This window comes from Pseudomonas sp. B16(2017) (assembly GCF_002113205.1).
Lineage (GTDB): Bacteria > Pseudomonadota > Gammaproteobacteria > Pseudomonadales > Pseudomonadaceae > Aquipseudomonas > Aquipseudomonas pharyngis.
On sequence record NZ_NEKA01000018.1, the window covers coordinates 38,137 to 53,299 of the forward strand.

The 15,163-nt window shown below is 60.8% G+C and carries 16 protein-coding genes; 9 read left to right on the forward strand and 7 right to left on the reverse strand.

What is annotated here, in order from left to right; all coding sequences use genetic code 11:
- Nucleotides 1-5: 5 nt before the first annotated feature.
- From CAG25_RS24855 to CAG25_RS24865, 3 genes are all read left to right on the forward strand, one after another.
- Nucleotides 6-1,106 carry a cytochrome P450 gene (locus CAG25_RS24855; RefSeq protein WP_085613211.1) on the forward strand — a complete coding sequence of 367 codons (1,101 nt, stop codon included), beginning with the start codon at nucleotides 6-8 and terminating at the stop codon, nucleotides 1,104-1,106.
- Nucleotides 1,107-1,543: 437 nt separating this feature from the next.
- Nucleotides 1,544-1,915: a DUF6124 family protein gene (locus CAG25_RS24860; protein ID WP_085613212.1), complete on the forward strand. Its 372-nt coding sequence runs from the start codon at nucleotides 1,544-1,546 to the stop codon at nucleotides 1,913-1,915.
- Nucleotides 1,916-1,924: 9 nt separating this feature from the next.
- Nucleotides 1,925-2,206 carry a hypothetical protein gene (locus CAG25_RS24865; protein WP_064597585.1) on the forward strand — a complete coding sequence of 94 codons (282 nt, stop codon included), beginning with the start codon at nucleotides 1,925-1,927 and terminating at the stop codon, nucleotides 2,204-2,206.
- An 85-nt stretch (nucleotides 2,207-2,291) separates the two neighbouring features.
- Here the strand turns inward: CAG25_RS24865 and CAG25_RS24870 are convergent, their stop codons facing one another.
- The 3 genes from CAG25_RS24870 to CAG25_RS24880 all read right to left on the reverse strand — a co-directional run bounded on the left by CAG25_RS24870 (nucleotide 2,292) and on the right by CAG25_RS24880 (nucleotide 3,659).
- Nucleotides 2,292-2,630, reverse strand: coding sequence for an FKBP-type peptidyl-prolyl cis-trans isomerase (locus CAG25_RS24870; protein WP_064380576.1), 339 nt, complete (start codon nucleotides 2,628-2,630; stop codon nucleotides 2,292-2,294).
- Between the two features lie 155 nt (nucleotides 2,631-2,785).
- Nucleotides 2,786-3,250 (reverse strand): hypothetical protein, encoded by a 465-nt coding sequence (locus CAG25_RS24875; protein WP_085613213.1) that lies wholly within the window; start codon nucleotides 3,248-3,250, stop codon nucleotides 2,786-2,788.
- 100 nt (nucleotides 3,251-3,350) lie between these two features.
- The gene (locus CAG25_RS24880; protein ID WP_064597595.1) at nucleotides 3,351-3,659 is read right to left on the reverse strand and encodes an RcnB family protein; all 309 of its coding nucleotides are present in this window, start codon (nucleotides 3,657-3,659) and stop codon (nucleotides 3,351-3,353) included.
- A 200-nt stretch (nucleotides 3,660-3,859) separates the two neighbouring features.
- Here CAG25_RS24880 and CAG25_RS24885 point away from each other — a divergent pair, with 200 nt between their 5' ends.
- From CAG25_RS24885 to CAG25_RS24905, 5 genes are all read left to right on the forward strand, one after another.
- Nucleotides 3,860-4,456 (forward strand): LemA family protein, encoded by a 597-nt coding sequence (locus CAG25_RS24885; protein ID WP_074688846.1) that lies wholly within the window; start codon nucleotides 3,860-3,862, stop codon nucleotides 4,454-4,456.
- A 24-nt stretch (nucleotides 4,457-4,480) separates the two neighbouring features.
- The gene (locus CAG25_RS24890) at nucleotides 4,481-5,527 is read left to right on the forward strand and encodes a M48 family metallopeptidase (protein ID WP_085613214.1); all 1,047 of its coding nucleotides are present in this window, start codon (nucleotides 4,481-4,483) and stop codon (nucleotides 5,525-5,527) included.
- A 28-nt stretch (nucleotides 5,528-5,555) separates the two neighbouring features.
- On the forward strand, nucleotides 5,556-6,617 hold the full coding sequence (locus CAG25_RS24895) for a M48 family metallopeptidase (RefSeq protein ID WP_085613215.1): 1,062 nt from the start codon (nucleotides 5,556-5,558) through the stop codon (nucleotides 6,615-6,617).
- Nucleotides 6,618-6,760: 143 nt separating this feature from the next.
- Entirely contained in the window at nucleotides 6,761-8,053 is a 1,293-nt protein-coding gene (locus CAG25_RS24900; protein WP_064597597.1) for an MFS transporter, read from the forward strand.
- A 10-nt stretch (nucleotides 8,054-8,063) separates the two neighbouring features.
- Complete coding sequence (locus CAG25_RS24905; protein WP_085613216.1) at nucleotides 8,064-8,834, forward strand: substrate-binding domain-containing protein; 771 nt, start codon at nucleotides 8,064-8,066, stop codon at nucleotides 8,832-8,834.
- Here the strand turns inward: CAG25_RS24905 and CAG25_RS24910 are convergent.
- Entirely contained in the window at nucleotides 8,824-9,738 is a 915-nt protein-coding gene (locus CAG25_RS24910) for a LysR family transcriptional regulator (RefSeq protein ID WP_064597602.1), read from the reverse strand. The two genes, CAG25_RS24905 and CAG25_RS24910, sit on opposite strands and share 11 nt — an antisense overlap.
- Before the next feature lie 303 nt (nucleotides 9,739-10,041).
- Here CAG25_RS24910 and CAG25_RS24915 point away from each other — a divergent pair, with 303 nt between their 5' ends.
- Nucleotides 10,042-11,850 (forward strand): monovalent cation:proton antiporter-2 (CPA2) family protein, encoded by a 1,809-nt coding sequence (locus tag CAG25_RS24915; RefSeq protein WP_085613217.1) that lies wholly within the window; start codon nucleotides 10,042-10,044, stop codon nucleotides 11,848-11,850.
- Nucleotides 11,851-11,961: 111 nt separating this feature from the next.
- Here the strand turns inward: CAG25_RS24915 and hcnC are convergent, their stop codons facing one another.
- From hcnC to hcnA, 3 genes are read right to left on the reverse strand one after another with little or no spacing between them, the layout of a single operon-like run.
- The gene (gene hcnC, locus CAG25_RS24920; protein ID WP_085613218.1) at nucleotides 11,962-13,221 is read right to left on the reverse strand and encodes a cyanide-forming glycine dehydrogenase subunit HcnC; all 1,260 of its coding nucleotides are present in this window, start codon (nucleotides 13,219-13,221) and stop codon (nucleotides 11,962-11,964) included.
- Nucleotides 13,214-14,623, reverse strand: a complete 1,410-nt coding sequence (gene hcnB, locus CAG25_RS24925; protein WP_085613219.1) for a cyanide-forming glycine dehydrogenase subunit HcnB — start codon at nucleotides 14,621-14,623, stop codon at nucleotides 13,214-13,216. The genes hcnC and hcnB overlap by 8 nt, the downstream gene beginning before the upstream one ends.
- Nucleotides 14,620-14,934 carry a cyanide-forming glycine dehydrogenase subunit HcnA gene (hcnA, locus tag CAG25_RS24930; protein ID WP_085613265.1) on the reverse strand — a complete coding sequence of 105 codons (315 nt, stop codon included), beginning with the start codon at nucleotides 14,932-14,934 and terminating at the stop codon, nucleotides 14,620-14,622. Before hcnA ends, hcnB begins: the two co-directional genes overlap by 4 nt.
- Nucleotides 14,935-15,163: the final 229 nt, after the last annotated feature.

The following is a 15,163-nucleotide window of genomic DNA, read 5'->3' on the forward strand; positions in this document are numbered from 1 at the left end:
GATCCATGGACCCGATCATCGCTGCGACTCACGCCGACCCCTACCCCTATTACGCCGAACTGCGCGCGGCGGGCGGGCTGACTTTTCATCACGGACTGAAACTGTGGGTCGCCAGCAGCGCCCGGGCGGTGTGCGCGGTGCTGGCGCATCCGGATTGCCGGGTGCGTCCGGTGCAGGAGCCGGTGCCCAAAGCCATCGCCGATGGCATGGCGGGCAAGGTGTTCGGCCAGTTGATGCGCATGAATGACGGCGAAGCTCAGCGCTGCCCGCGTTCGGCCATCGAGCCGTCGTTGGGGCTGTTTGATCGGGAAGAAGTCAGCGCACTGGTGTCCGCGCGGCTGATAACGAACGATGCCGACGGCCTCTATAACGCCATGTTTCGCGGCCCGGTGTGCGTGGTTGCATCGCTGCTCGGATTCACCCCGGCGCAGGCACGCGTAATCAGTGAACTGACGGCGGATTTCGCGGCGTGTCTGTCGCCGTTGAGCAATGACCTGCAACTGGCGGCAGCGCATCGGGCGGCGGAGCAATTGCGCGGGTATTTCATTGAAATGTTGGCGGATCCGAACCCGTTTCTCGCCGACATTCGCCAGCGGTTTGTCGGCGATGAAGACGTGCTGCTCGCCAACCTGATCGGCCTCTGTTCACAGACGTTCGAGGCCACTGCCGGGCTTATCGGCAATGCGTTGGTGGCTTTACAGCGTTTGCCTGAATTACGCGCGGCGTCAGTGGATTCGTTACTGGCTGAAGTCCAACGCTTCGATCCATCGGTGCAGAACACCCGCCGATTTGTGGCGAACACCTGCGAAATCGACGGCGTGCGGCTGGTAGCCGGCGATGTGATTCTGGTGCTGCTGGCCTCGGCCAATCGCGACCCGGCACTCAATGAAAACCCGGATCGCTTTATGCCGGATCGCCCGAATCGTCGCAGTTTCACGTTCGGCAGCGGTCGGCATCAATGTCCCGGACAGATGCTGGCAATGACGATCGCCAGCGCCACGCTCACCGAAATCCTCGCCCGCGACATTGATCCGGGAAGACTCGCGTGGCACTACCGGCCTTCGCTGAATGGACGAATTCCGATGTTCAGCATTGTCGGTGCATGAACATTTGCCATCGCGAGCAAGCTCGCTTCCACAGGGAATTTGAGAGAACGCACAACTCTGTGAGAGCGAGCTTGCTCGCGATGGCGGACTGAAAAATGAAGCATCATTTTGCCCTCATCCGAGAGGCTACATCGCCTTGCGCCTTTGCCTACAACTACGCCAGAATCCGCCGGCTTGTGCGGCTTGGGGCCTGCCAGTAACTTGATTCGCATCACTGAATGGTCAGTGAACGGGTTTAGTCGCTCGGGAACCACAAACCATGCACAAGCTCCATCCAGTCAGATATTTCGCATATCTGCACTCTATGGCGGCCGTGCGCAGGGCACCTTCGGGTGCACCGGGTTTGGTGTGTTCCCCGGTCGACTAACCTGCGTACAGCTGCCACCTCACTGTTTAGTCGCAAGGTGGTGTCAGCATCATTTACGGATACCACCAAAATGTTCAAACCTACGCCTAATCCACCCGAAACTGACGTACCCAACGAATCCGACCCAACCTCTCCCTACTCCACAACCGACTCAAAAAAACTCCACGAAGCCGCCGAGCGCGCCCTCGACCATTACCTGAAACCCACCGCCCCGAAACAACACTGCCCCGGCCGCATGTTCCTCGTCGCCCCCGACCTGGATCAGCATGCCCTGCTGGCCCACGCCTGCGAATCGATGACTTCGGCCAGCGTGATGCTCAGCGACTTCGCCGCGCTGCTGGACCCGCCCTACCGCAGCACCGTGCTGGGCATCGCCCAAGTGGTGATGTGTGGCGAACTCGCGGTGAACCGGGCGCTGGACACTCTCGATGCCACGACCTGAGGAACACCCATGGAAAGCAAATCCGATGCACACATCGTCGCCGCCCTGATCTCCATCGGCCTCAACGAGAAAGACAGCCAATGGGCCCAGAAAGCCTGTCTGCTACTGCTCGAGAGCGAACGGAAATCCATCGTCAGCGCCGCCCTCACCGCCCTCGTCCAGATTGCCCGGGACCATGGCGAACTGGACCGCAACCGCCTGCTGCCGGCACTCGCCAGCGTAAAACGCAGGTTCCCAAGCCTGACCGGCACGGTTGCCGCGACGCTGGATGAGATGGCAATGGCTGCGTAATAACCTGCGCACAAGGCAAGAAAAACCCGCTGTCTCCGTGAAGGGAGGCAGCGGGTTTTTAAGACTTCAGCGATGAAACGGGCAATCAATCCTCCCGCGTCAAAACCTCAAGCAACTCAATCTCAAACACCAGATTCGAATTCGGCGGAATCTTGCCCATCGTCCGTTCGCCGTAACCCAGATGCGCCGGCACCAGCAGTTTGCGCTTGCCGCCAACCTGCATCCCCATGATCCCCTGATCCCAACCCTTGATCACCCGACCGGTGCCGATCACACACTGAAACGGCTTGCCCCGGCTCCAGGACGAATCGAATTCGGTGCCGTCTTCCAGCCAACCGGTGTATTGGGTGGTGATCAACGCGCCTTTGACGGCGGCTTTTCCGTCTCCGGTCTGAAGATCGATTATCTGCAGTTCATCATTCATAACATTCGCTCTATTGTTCCGCTGGCCGCCGTTTTCCCAGAAATGCCGGCCATTGGCAACCGTTTGACCCAAGGTTACCGCTGTTTCCGGTGTTGACCGCGAATGAGGATTGTGTGGCGGACAGGCGCTGAGTCATGACCGGGCTGATTGAATTTTCAGCGCTCGGGCGTGCCGAATACAACGCCATTAAAGGTATGCGTGCAGCACTGGCACGTAGGCGTCATGTCTTCGGCTTTCAGGGCGGGATTTACGATTTGCAGGCGCTTGTTCTCATCGACGTATAACCCGCTGTAGATGCTGGACTCACCCACCCCCACCACATCCCTTCGCTCGTGTTCATGCAGAGCGACCATCCAGAACACCGGTTCCTGCCGATCCAGCCGCGACACCGCCTCACTGAAAATCTCGTCCCAATCACCGCCGACACGCGACAACAGAAAGCGAAACAACGGCGTGTAATCGTAGCCATGATGCTTGATGCCATGCATCGAACCGCGTGCAGCCTCGCTGTGGATTTCAGCCTTGGTGTTTCGCTGATGCCGATAATGCCCGCCCGGGTTGTTGCGCCAAACGTTGTGGGCGGTGGTGTTTTCTTTGCGATAAAGGGGTTTCTTGTTCAACGATTTGCTCCTGACATCCAGTCACTCGAAACGCCCCTCGCGTTTTACCGGAACGGCGCTCGAATGCAATCAACCGTCCATGGCCAATTGTTGCTTGAGGTCAGCGCTCCACCGGCTGAATCGCGACAATCGTCCCGTTGGTGATCATCACCATCACGTATTTGTCATTGATCTGCACCCACTGCGCCTGCGGTTCCGGCTGCTTGAGGCCTTTCTGTTTCCAGTTTTTGATGGCTTTTTCGCTGCGCTGGTAGATATCCGGGGCGCGGTCGTTGACGTTCAGTTCGCGGTTGCCGGTCGGTGATTGTTCGACGGTATCGTTCGAGGTTTGCGCCGCTTGAACGAGAGGGCTGATCCCGGCGATGCCGGCGACGAGGGCCAGGCTGGCGATTAGGGTCTTGTTGTTCATCGGTGAACCTCCTTCAGATGTGTGATACCTGAACTCCGACTGCTGAGTTCCGGAATCATTCCTTGTTTATTGATGGAAGTTGAGATTGTAGCCACGCTCCGGAACGCGATCCGGGCTAACCCGCCACCGGGCCAATACAGTCAACGGCATCCATTTGCGATAAGATCGCGCGCCCCCACAGAGTGAACAAGGACATCACCGTGAAAATCTATCTCATCGTCAATCTGGTGTTGCTGGCGCTTCTGGGGCTCTACGCTGTCAGTCTTTTCAACAAACTTGTTGCCCGGCGCAACGAGATCAAGAACGCATTTGCCCAGGTCGAAGTGCAGCTCAAACGCCGCTATGACCTGATCCCCAATCTGGTCAGCATCGCCAAGGGTTATCTGGCCCATGAGCGCGAAACCCTCGAAGCGGTGATCGCCGCGCGCAATGCCGCAGTGGCCGGACTTGAGGCTGCACAGGCGAAACCGGGCAGCGCCCAGAACATCGCGCAATTGGGGCTGGCGGACAGCGCACTCAGCAGCGCGGTGGGTCGATTGAACCTGACGCTGGAAGCTTATCCGGAACTCAAGGCGTCGCAGAACATGCAACAACTGAGTGAAGAGCTGAGCAGCACCGAAAACAAGGTGAGCTTCGCGCGCCAGGCGTTCAACGACGCGGTGATGACCTACAACACGCTCAAGCAGAGTTTTCCGGCGGTGCTGCTGGCGGCCAGTTTTGGCCATCGCGAGGATGCGGTTCCGTTGAAGTTCGCCGATACGCTGGCCATCAAGACCGCGCCCAACGTTTCTTTCTGACTTCTTCTCTCCATGGATGGCCCGATGAATTTTTTTGAACGACAAACCCAGGCCCGAAACCAAACGTCACGGCTGGTTTACCTGATGATTCTGGCGATTGTCATGCTGATCGGGATGACCAGCCTGCCCTTCGTCTTCAATGGTTTTGAGGATTACCTGAGCGGGACCGGCACGCTGGCGGATGCGTTTCTGGCAATGGCCGTTATCGCATCGTTCATCAGCAGCATCGTGGTGATTGGCGGTCTGCTCAAATATCGGCAACTGCGCGCGGGCGGCAAAGTCGTCGCGGAGAAACTGGCTGGCCGCCTGCTCAATGGCAATGTGCGAACCCTGGACGAGCAGCGGTTGATGAACGTCGTCGAAGAAATGGCGATTGCCTCCGGCACCTGCATGCCAGCGGTGTATCTGTTGCCCGACGAAAGCATCAACGCCTTCGCGGCCGGATTTACACCGGAGGACGCGGCGATTGGTGTGACCCGTGGCGCGGTGAAGCTGCTGACACGAGAAGAACTGCAAGGGGTGATCGCCCATGAATTCAGCCACATTTTCAACGGGGACATGCGCCTCAACACGCAACTGGTGGCGGTGGTGCACGGCCTGTTGGTGCTGGGGCTGGCTGGCACTTACATAATGGTCAGCCTGCTCAAGCGCGACAAACGCGACGTGCGGTTGATGCTGGTGGTTTTTGCGCTCGGTTTCGCACTGTGCGTGGCCGGGTTTATCGGGAATCTGTACGGCAATCTGATCAAGGCGGCTGTCAGTCGTCAGCGTGAGTTCCTCGCTGATGCCAGCGCGGTGCAGTACACGCGCAATCCGCAAAGCATTGTCGGTGCCCTGAAAAAAATCGGCGCCCATGCACAAGGCTCGGTGATCAGCTCGCCCCGTGCCGCCGAGTTCAGTCATTTATTTTTCAGCACCGGCGGCTCAGGTTTGCTGAGCCGGATGTTTGCGACCCACCCTGATCTGAGCGTACGGATTCGTCGGATCGATCCGCAGTGGGACGGGAGTTTTACGACGGCTGCCGCAGCGGGCAAACCGGTGCCAGATCAGATGGCGGCAACCGCGGATTGATTCAGCCTCCACGTCCACGGATGGTCAGATGAATTTCTTTGAACAACAGTGCCGGGCCAAACGTCGCTCGGTGCAGCTCGTGATCTTGATGTTTCTCGCCGTACTCGGCTTGATTCTCGTGTCCTTCATGCTCCTGATTCTGCCGATCTCGTACGGCAAAACGCTCGAGGATCTGGCGGAAAACTGGCAGTTTTTCGCGATCATTGCAGCGCTGGTAACGGCTGTTGTGTTGCTCGGCGGACTGTTCAAATACGTCGAACTGACAGGGGGCGGAAAAGTGGTCGCGCGCCGTTTGGGTGGTCGTCTGATCAACCATGACGCGCGGACTTTGGAAGAGCGCCGCCTGGTCAACGTGGTGGAGGAAATGGCCTTGGCCTCTGGCACCGCCGTTCCTTGCGTGTACCTGTTGCCGGATCAGGGCATCAATGCATTTGCCGCCGGTTTCACCCCTCAGGATGCAGTGATCGGCGTCACTCAAGGTGCGATAAGCCTGTTGTCACGCGATGAACTGCAAGGCGTGATCGCCCACGAATTCAGCCACATCTATAACGGCGACATGCGCCTGAACACTCAACTGGTCGCGGTCGTCCACGGGATCATGGTGATCGGGCTGGCGGGAAACCATCTCTTGCGCTGTCTTGAGGACACACCACACTCATCTGCCAATCGTAAACAGCCGACCATTCTGGCCAGTATGTTTGGCACTGCACTGTGCATTGTCGGATTCTCCGGGACGTTCTTCGGCAACCTGATCAAGGCTGCGGTCAGCCGGCAACGCGAATTCCTGGCCGATGCGACCGCCGTGCAATACACCCGCAACCCCGACAGTATCGCCGGGGCACTGAAGAAAATCGGCGGGTATAAAATGGGCTCGACCCTCAAGGCAGCCCGCGCCGCCGAGTTCAGCCACCTGTTTTTCGGCCCTGGCACTTCCAGCGCTCATCTGCTCTCGGGCCATCCGGATCTGCGTGAACGCATTCGCAGGATAGACCCTGACTGGGACGGGGCTTTTGTGAGCATCGCCGCACCAGCGCAAGACTCGATGGTAGCCAGAACCATACGGGCAGCGCCGCCGAAACAGCTGCCATAGCACGCCATTGATCTGCATAGCGCATCAATCCATGCCAACAATGCAATTAACAAATCGATCCCTGCGCGCCACTATCCGCCCCAATAAGAACCGTGCGCCGCCTCCCCGTCGCGCACGTCATAAAAGCGGTGGAGTACTTTTCTATGACAGCCTCAATCCCACACGGCGGCTCGCGGGCCGGCGCCATTTTCCGGGTGACCTCGGGTAACTTCCTCGAACAGTTCGACTTCTTTCTGTTCGGTTTCTACGCCACGCAGATCGCGGCGGTGTTCTTTCCGGCGAGCAGTGAGTTCGCGTCCCTGATGATGACTTTTGCGGTGTTCGGCGCAGGCTTTTTGATGCGTCCGCTGGGGGCCATCGTGCTCGGCGCGTACATCGATGACGTCGGTCGTCGCAAAGGTTTGATCGTCACCCTGTCGATCATGGCCAGCGGCACGATATTGATTGTGCTGGTGCCCGGATACGAAACCATCGGCCTGTTTGCCCCGGCACTGGTGTTGATCGGCCGCCTGCTGCAAGGCTTCTCCGCCGGTGCAGAGCTGGGCGGGGTTTCGGTGTATCTCTCGGAGATCGCCACACCCGGTCGCAAAGGCTTTTTCACCGCCTGGCAGTCGGCCAGTCAGCAGGTGGCGATCGTCGTCGCCGCAGCGCTGGGTTATGGCTTGAACCAGTGGATGGCGCCGCAAGCCGTCGCCGATTGGGGCTGGCGGATTCCGTTTTTCGTTGGCTGCATGATCGTGCCGTTCATCTTCTTTCTGCGGCGCAATCTCGCGGAAACCGAAGAGTTCGCCGCTCGCAAACATCGCCCGAGCATGAAGGAAGTGTTCCGCACCCTCGGCCAGAACTGGGGCGTGGTACTGGGCGGGATGCTGATGGTTGCCCTGACCACCACCGCGTTTTACTTGATTACCGTGTACGCACCGACCTTCGGCAAAACCGTGCTGCACCTGAGCACTTCCGATGCGTTGCTGGTGACGCTGCTGGTGGGTGTTTCCAACTTCTTCTGGCTGCCGATTGGCGGTGCATTGTCCGATCGCGTCGGCCGCCGTCCGGTGCTGATCGCCATGGCGCTGCTGGCGCTGGCCACCACGTATCCAGCGCTGTCGTATCTGGTGCAGGCGCCTAGCTTCAGCCACATGCTGCTGTCGCTGTTGTGGCTGTCGTTTATCTACGGTCTGTACAACGGCGCGATGATCCCGGCGCTGACCGAAATCATGCCGGTGGAAGTGCGGGTGGCCGGTTTCTCCCTGGCCTATAGCCTCGCCACTGCCGTGTTCGGCGGGTTCACCCCGGCAATGTCGACCTTCCTGATTGAGTACACCGGCGACAAAGCCGCACCGGGTTATTGGATGAGCATCGGCGCACTGTGTGCATTGTGCGCCACGCTTTATCTGTATCGCCGGGCCGGCGGTCGTCTGCAACCTGTTACTGCCTGAGAACATCACCATGAAAAAACTGTTTACCGTTACAGCCCTGCTCGCCGGTCTTGCGTTCAACGTTGCGGCCCAGGCCGAAGAACTGCGCGTCATGACCTCCGGTGGTTTCACCGCCGCCTACAAGATCCTCGGGCCGAAATTCGCCGCCGCCACCGGCAACACGCTGGACACCCAACTCGGTCCGTCGATGGGCAAGGCGCCGGAGGCAATCCCCAATCGCCTCGCCCGTGGCGAAAAGGCTGACGTAGTGATCATGGTCGGCTATGCCCTCGATGACTTGATCAAGCAAGGCAAGGTCGACCCGGCGTCGCGGGTGGAACTGGCGGACTCGCGAATCGGCCTGGTGGTGCGCGAAGGCGCGCCGAAGCCGGACATCAGCAACGTCGACGCCCTGAAGAAAACCCTGCTCGACGCCCAGTCGGTGGCCTACTCCGACAGCGCCAGCGGCGTGTACATCGAGCAGCAATTGTTCAAGAAACTCGGCATTGAAGATCAGCTGAAACCCAAGGCGAAGATGATCCCGAAAATCCCGGTGGGCTCGGTGGTCGCCACCGGCGACTATCAACTGGGCTTCCAGCAGGTCAGCGAATTGCTGCCGGTGCCGGGAGTGAGTTTTGTGGCGAAGATTCCTGAATCGGTGCAGTCGGTGACCCGGTTTGCAGCAGGAATTCCGGTGGGTGCGCAGCATCCACAGGAAGCCAAGGCGTTGCTCGCTTATCTGGCCGCACCTGCCGCCCAGGCCGACGTGCAGGCCACCGGGCTCGACTCGGTCAAGCGCTGACGGTTGGCGGCTGGACTTTCATCTCCACCACCAGCCGCTCCAGTTCCAGTGCCGCCGGGGTCAGCGTACGACCCCGGCGTTTGATGATGCCGACGCTGCGCATCACTTGCGGCTCGGTCAGCGGCACCCGCGTCAGGATCGGATGATCCGCCGCCGGCATCGCCATCAGCGGCACCGCCGCCACACCCAACCCCGCTTCCACCAGACCGATCATGGTCGTCACATGCCGCGTCTCGCAGATGCTCGGGCGCTGCGGCACCACTTTCGCCAAGGCCTGATCCAGCAGAAAACGGTTGCCCGAGGTTTTGTCGAGCGAGATGTAATCCTGCCGGTAGAACTCGTCCCAGGTCACGCTGCTGCGCCCGGCCAGCGGATGATCGCGGCGACAGGCAACGACGTAGCTCTCCTGCACCAGCGGTTCGAAATCCACGCCCGCCTCCTGGGTGCCCATGAAACTCAGACCGAAATCCGCCTCGCCGTTGACCACCGCGCTCAGCACGTCGTGGGCGCTGGAATCGAGGACTTTGACTTTGATGCGCGGAAACTGCCGGTGATAACGGGCGACCACGCTCGGCATGAAGTAGTACGCCGCCGACGGCACGCAGGCAACGGTTACGTGGCCCTGCCGATTCGAGGCGACTTCGCTGATGCCCAGCAACGCGACGTCCAGATCGTCGAGCAAACGTTCGACGCTCGGCATGAAACCGCGTCCGGCCTGGGTCAGGCTGACCTTGCGCGTGGTGCGCTCGAACAGCTTCACGCCGAGGGCGTCTTCGAGCTTTTCGATGCGCCGGCTCAGGGCCGGTTGCGACAGGCGCACGGTGTCGGCGGCCTTGCGGAAACTGCCCTGCTCGACCACGGCGCGAAAGGCTTGCAGGTCGTTGAGGTCGAAGTTGATGGCCATGGAAGACTCGAAAGGAATTGATTCGCTGAGGCTATAAATGTAACCAATTGATGCAAATTATTACAGAAGCACATCTGCTCAAGCATGTGCTGCCCTGGAGTGTTCACATAGCCTGGGATCATCTCAGTCTCCCTTGTGGGAGTGGGCTTGCTCGCGAAGAAGTCGTCAGGCAACTGATCTGCGGAATGACACACCGCCTTCGCGAGCAAGCCCGCTCCCACATCAGGATCTGCGGTGGATCTTGAATCGTTGCAACCTTTATCCTTGTCGCCCCCGCCGTACCGCGTTACTGGAGTTCCGCTCATGCCCCATGAAGGCAATCTGTTACAAGCCGCCGTCGTCTTTCTCTTCGCCGCCGTGCTTACCGTTCCCCTGGCCAAGCGCCTGCAACTGGGCGCGGTGCTCGGTTATCTGTTTGCCGGGGTGATCATCGGCCCATCGGTGCTGGGCCTGATCGGCAATCCGCAAAGCGTCAGCCATATCTCGGAACTGGGCGTGGTGCTGCTGTTGTTCATCATCGGTCTGGAGCTGTCGCCGCGACGTTTGTGGGTGATGCGCAAATCGGTGTTCGGCGTGGGTCTGGCGCAGGTGCTGCTGACCGGTTCGGTGATCGGGGTGCTGGCGTTGTCGGTGTTCGGTCAGCCGTTGAACAGCGCGATTGTCTTGGGCCTGGGTCTGGCGCTGTCGTCCACCGCGTTCGGGTTGCAAAGCCTCGCCGAGCGAAAGGAGCTGACCAGCCCCCACGGTCGTCTGGCGTTTGCGATTCTGCTGTTCCAGGACATCGCCGCGATCCCGCTGATCGCGCTGGTGCCGATGCTCGCGGGGGTCGATCACCACACCAGCACCGCCGACGACGTGCGCCACAGTTTGCAGGTGCTCGGCGGCATCGCGGTGGTGGTGATCGGTGGACGTTACCTGTTGCGTCCAGTGTTCCGCATCGTGGCGAAAACCGGTCTGCCGGAAGTCTCCACCGCCACCGCGTTGCTGGTGGTGATCGGCACCGCGTGGCTGATGGACATGGTCGGTGTGTCAATGGCGTTGGGCGCGTTTCTTGCGGGCCTGCTGCTGGCGGATTCGGAATATCGCCATGAGCTGGAAGCGCAGATCGAGCCGTTCAAGGGCCTGCTGCTGGGACTGTTTTTCATCAGTGTCGGCATGGGCGCCAACCTCAGTCTGCTGCTCAGCGCGCCGATCACGGTGCTGGGGCTGACGCTGCTGCTGATCGCCCTGAAGTTGCCGCTGCTGTTTGTGGTCGGGCGTCTGGCCGGCGGGTTGAACAAGGTCAGCGCGATTCGCCTCGGCATCGTGCTGGCGGCGGGCGGTGAATTTGCGTTTGTGGTGTTCAAGATCGGTCGCGATCAGGGGCTGTTCGAACCGCGCCTGTATGACCTGCTGGTGCTGACTATCACCCTGTCGATGGCGGTCACGCCGCTGTTGCTGTTGGTCTGCGCACGACTGGTCAGCCCGAAGGTGCAGCCGGTGGAAGTGCCGGAGAAATTCCGCCAGATCGAGACCGAAACCCCACGAGTGGTGATCGCCGGTATGGGTCGGATGGGCCAGATCGTGGCGCGGATCCTGCGGGCGCAGAACATCAAGTTCGTGGCGCTGGATACCTCGGTGGAGACTATCGAACTGTCGCGCAGTTTTGGTGGCGTGCCGGTGTTCTACGGTGACCCGATGCGTCCGGAAATCCTTAGTGCGGCCAAGGCCGGGGAAGCGGAGTATTTCGTGATTGCCACGGACGATCCGGAAACCAACATCAAGACCGCCGAGATCGTGCGCAAGCTCTACCCGCACATGAAGATCATCGCCCGCGCGCGTAACCGGCAGCATGTGCATCGGTTGGTGGATGTGGGGGCTGATCCGATTCGGGAGACCTATTACTCAAGCCTCGAAATGAGCCGCCGTACGCTGGTTGGCCTCGGTTTGACCCAGGCCCAGGCCGATGCGCGGATCAAGCGCTTCAAGCACCATGATGAACAGGTGCTGGAAGCTCAACACGCGGTGTACGACGACGCGGCCAAAGTCCTGCAGACCGCCCAGGAAGCGCGGGCGGAACTGGCCCGGTTGTTCGAGTCGGATCAACTGGAAGAACAATCGGGCCAGTCCTGAAGGTTGCAGAGTTCCAAATGTGGGAGCCAGCCTGCTGGCGATTGCGACAGCTCGGCCACCATCAAGGGTGGCTGAACCGGCCTCATCGCCAGCAGGCTGGCTCCCACAAGTTCAGGCTATCTCCAGCTCCCTCTCTTCTTTGGCCGGCGCCACTTCAAACCGATCCGCCAGAAACGGCGTGATGTCCAGCGGCAGCGGTTCATCGTTGACCAGTTTGTCCAGCAACACCCCGGTGATCGCCGACGTCAGCACGCCGGTGCGGAAATGCCCGCAGGCGTTGAGATACCCCTCTACCCCGGCCATCGGCCCGAGAATCGGCAACTCGTCCGGCGAGCCCGGCCGCAGCCCGGCCCAGGTGCGCTTGAGGTTGATATCCGCCAGTTCCGGCAAACAACGCACGGCGCCCTGCACCAGTCCGGCGATTTCCGGCCAGGTGGTGGTGACGTCGAAGCCTTTGTCCTCGGTGGTGCTGCCGATCAGGATTTCGCCGTTGTCCTTCTGCGCCATGTAGCAATCGCTGGTGGTCAGGCAGCCGTTGAGGATTTTCGGCAGACGTTCGGTCAGCAGGATCTGGCCTTTCACCGGTTTCACTGGAATCCGGATGCCCGTGGCCCACTCACTCAAGTCCGCTGCCCAGGCGCCGGCGGCGTTGATCAGGGTTTTGCAGTGGAACACCCCGGCTTCAGCCGTCTGCACCCCGGTCACCCGCGTGCCGTGATGCAACACGCCGGTGATGTTGGTGTTGACGAACATGTCCACGCCATTCTGCCGGGCGCCTTCGGTGTAGGCGTCGGCCAGGCGGAACGGGCTGACCTGATGGTCGCAGAGAAACTCCAGCGCCCCGCGCGCTTCATGGCTGACGCTCGGCTCGGACTCGCGCAATCCCGCCTGATCCAGCCAGCGCACCTGATCGGCCAGATGCGGAATGCAGCCGACGATGTGCTCGGCGTACAACCGGTCTTCATCGTCATAGATCACGAACTTGAGCCCGGTCTTTTCGAACTTGAAATCCATCCCGTGGTTGTCGCGCAGCTCACGGTGCAACGCCGGGTACAGCGCGTTGGACTGCAAGGCGAAATCGAAGAACGACGGCGGCAGAATGTGCGGCGTGCTGGCGTCCACTGCCACCGCCGCGCCCTGGGTTTCGCGCTTGCGGTTGGCCGACATCATGCGGAAGAAAATCACCCCGCAGCCCAGCCCCACCGACTCGCCGATGGCCCACAAGCCACCGGCCGAAGCGCGGGTCGCGTTGCCGGGGCGCTTGGCGTCGATCAGCGCGACCTTGAGGCCTTTGCGCTTGGACAATTGGTAGGCGATGGACGCGCCGATCACACCGCCGCCGGCAATGACCACGTCATAGAACTTACTCATGGGAAACGGCCTCCGTGCCGAGGGACTGGAATGCTGAAAAAGGAATCGGATCGATCGGGAAACGCGGCCGCAGCCAGCCGACATCCTGGCGCCCGGTGGCCTGACGCAAACGGTCGCTGCAATAGCCGACGCACATCCGACCCTGGCAGTCGCCCATGCTCACGCGAGTGCGCATTTTCAGGCTGGCGATGTCTTGCACGCCCTGCTCCAGCGCACGGTCGATGTCGGCGCGAGTCGCGTGTTCGCAACGGCAGATGACCGTGTCGGCCGCCGGCAAGGCGGTCTGCCCGACGCCGCGTTCGGTGTAGCGATCCACCGCTGCGCGGAAACGCACGATGGCTTTGAGTTTGCCCAAGTAGCGGTCGCGACGGACGCGCGCCAGCTCTTCTTCCAGCACGCCGCGTTGCAGCAGGATCGAAGTGGCGGCGATCTTGCCGGCGAGCATCGCCGCTTCGCCGCCGCGAATCCCGCCCATGTCACCGGCCAGGTGCACGTGGGGCTCGCTGCTTTGCTGCCAGATGTTGGCATTGGCGCGCAGGTAACCGTCGTCGCTGAAGCCGTGATCCAGGCCCATTTGCTGACTCAGTTGCGTACGCGGAATGAAGCCGTAACCGACCGCCAGCGTCTTCGCTTCGAAGCGCTCAACGCGGCTCATGTCCGGCTCCCACGTCGCCGAATATGGCGCCACGCTGACGCTTTTCAGTTCGCCTTCGCCATGCGCTTCGACCACGCCCCAGCCGTAGTGCATCGGGATGCCGTGCAGTTTCAGATAGGCGAGCATGCTCAAGCCATCGAGGAACAGCTGCGGCTTGTTGAGCAGCGCCAGACTTTCCTTGGCGATCTTGCCGAACGCGCAGGCCTCGTAGACCCCTGCCACGCTCACGCCCGACGCATGCAACTGGGTCGCCACCAGCGGCAACAATGGCCCGGTGCCGGCGATCACCACCGGCCCCTGCGGTTTGACCACGCCACTTTTGATCTGCAATTGCAGGCCGCCGAGCATGATCACACCGGGCAAGGTCCAGCCGGGAAACGGCACGCTGCGCTCATGGCAACCGGCGGCCAGCAGCAATTGCGGGTATTCGATTTCGTGCAGACGCTCGTCGCCGTCCAGCACCACCAGCGAGCGCGTGCCTTCGGCGCCGACCACGCGATGGTTGAGGCGCACGTCGATCAGCCCGGACTGCTCCTGGAAATCGCCGTGCAGTTTGCCCAGCGCCTCGGCATAGCGCGGCCCCAGGTAATCCAGCTGCACACCATCACGCAGCGGCCCGCGATAGACCACGCCACCCAGGCGCGAAGCTTCTTCAAGCAAGGTGCAGCGCACCCCGTGCCGGGCCAGTTCGATGGCCGCCGCCATGCCCGCCGGACCACCGCCGACGATTACCGGATTGAGGCTCATACCACCTCCTGCCCGTGAATGCGGTTGACCTGGGTTTCGATCAGCATGCCGTCGCGCACCACGGTCTGACAGGCGCGGCGCTTGTGCCGACCGTTGATTTTCACCAGGCAGCACTGGCACACGCCCATGCCGCAATAGGCACCGCTGATCTGGTTGTGATCGTTGCGCGCGACCTGGCGCACGCCGAGGGACTGAATGACGCTGAGCACGGTTTCGCCGATGGCAGCGCTGACCGGCTGGCCGTTGACGTGGACAGTCATATCCGCCTGCGTCAAAGGCTGGATATCGAAGGTTCTTTCTAGGCAGTGCATTGCAATGATCATCCGTGAAAAGTTCAGGTGAGGTTGAAACAGCTCCTTGCTGCACTACACCTCGCCGGCTCGTGGGGGTTATCGCTCTCTATCGGGCCGGCAGGCGGGTTTTGCTCGCGCAGCAAAGTGCGCGCAAGCAATGTAGTCGATCCAGCGGCAAGGGCCTGGAAATTTCACGGTAGGGGATATTGCGCCGACGAATATTGATCCAGGCCATGGAAATGACTGT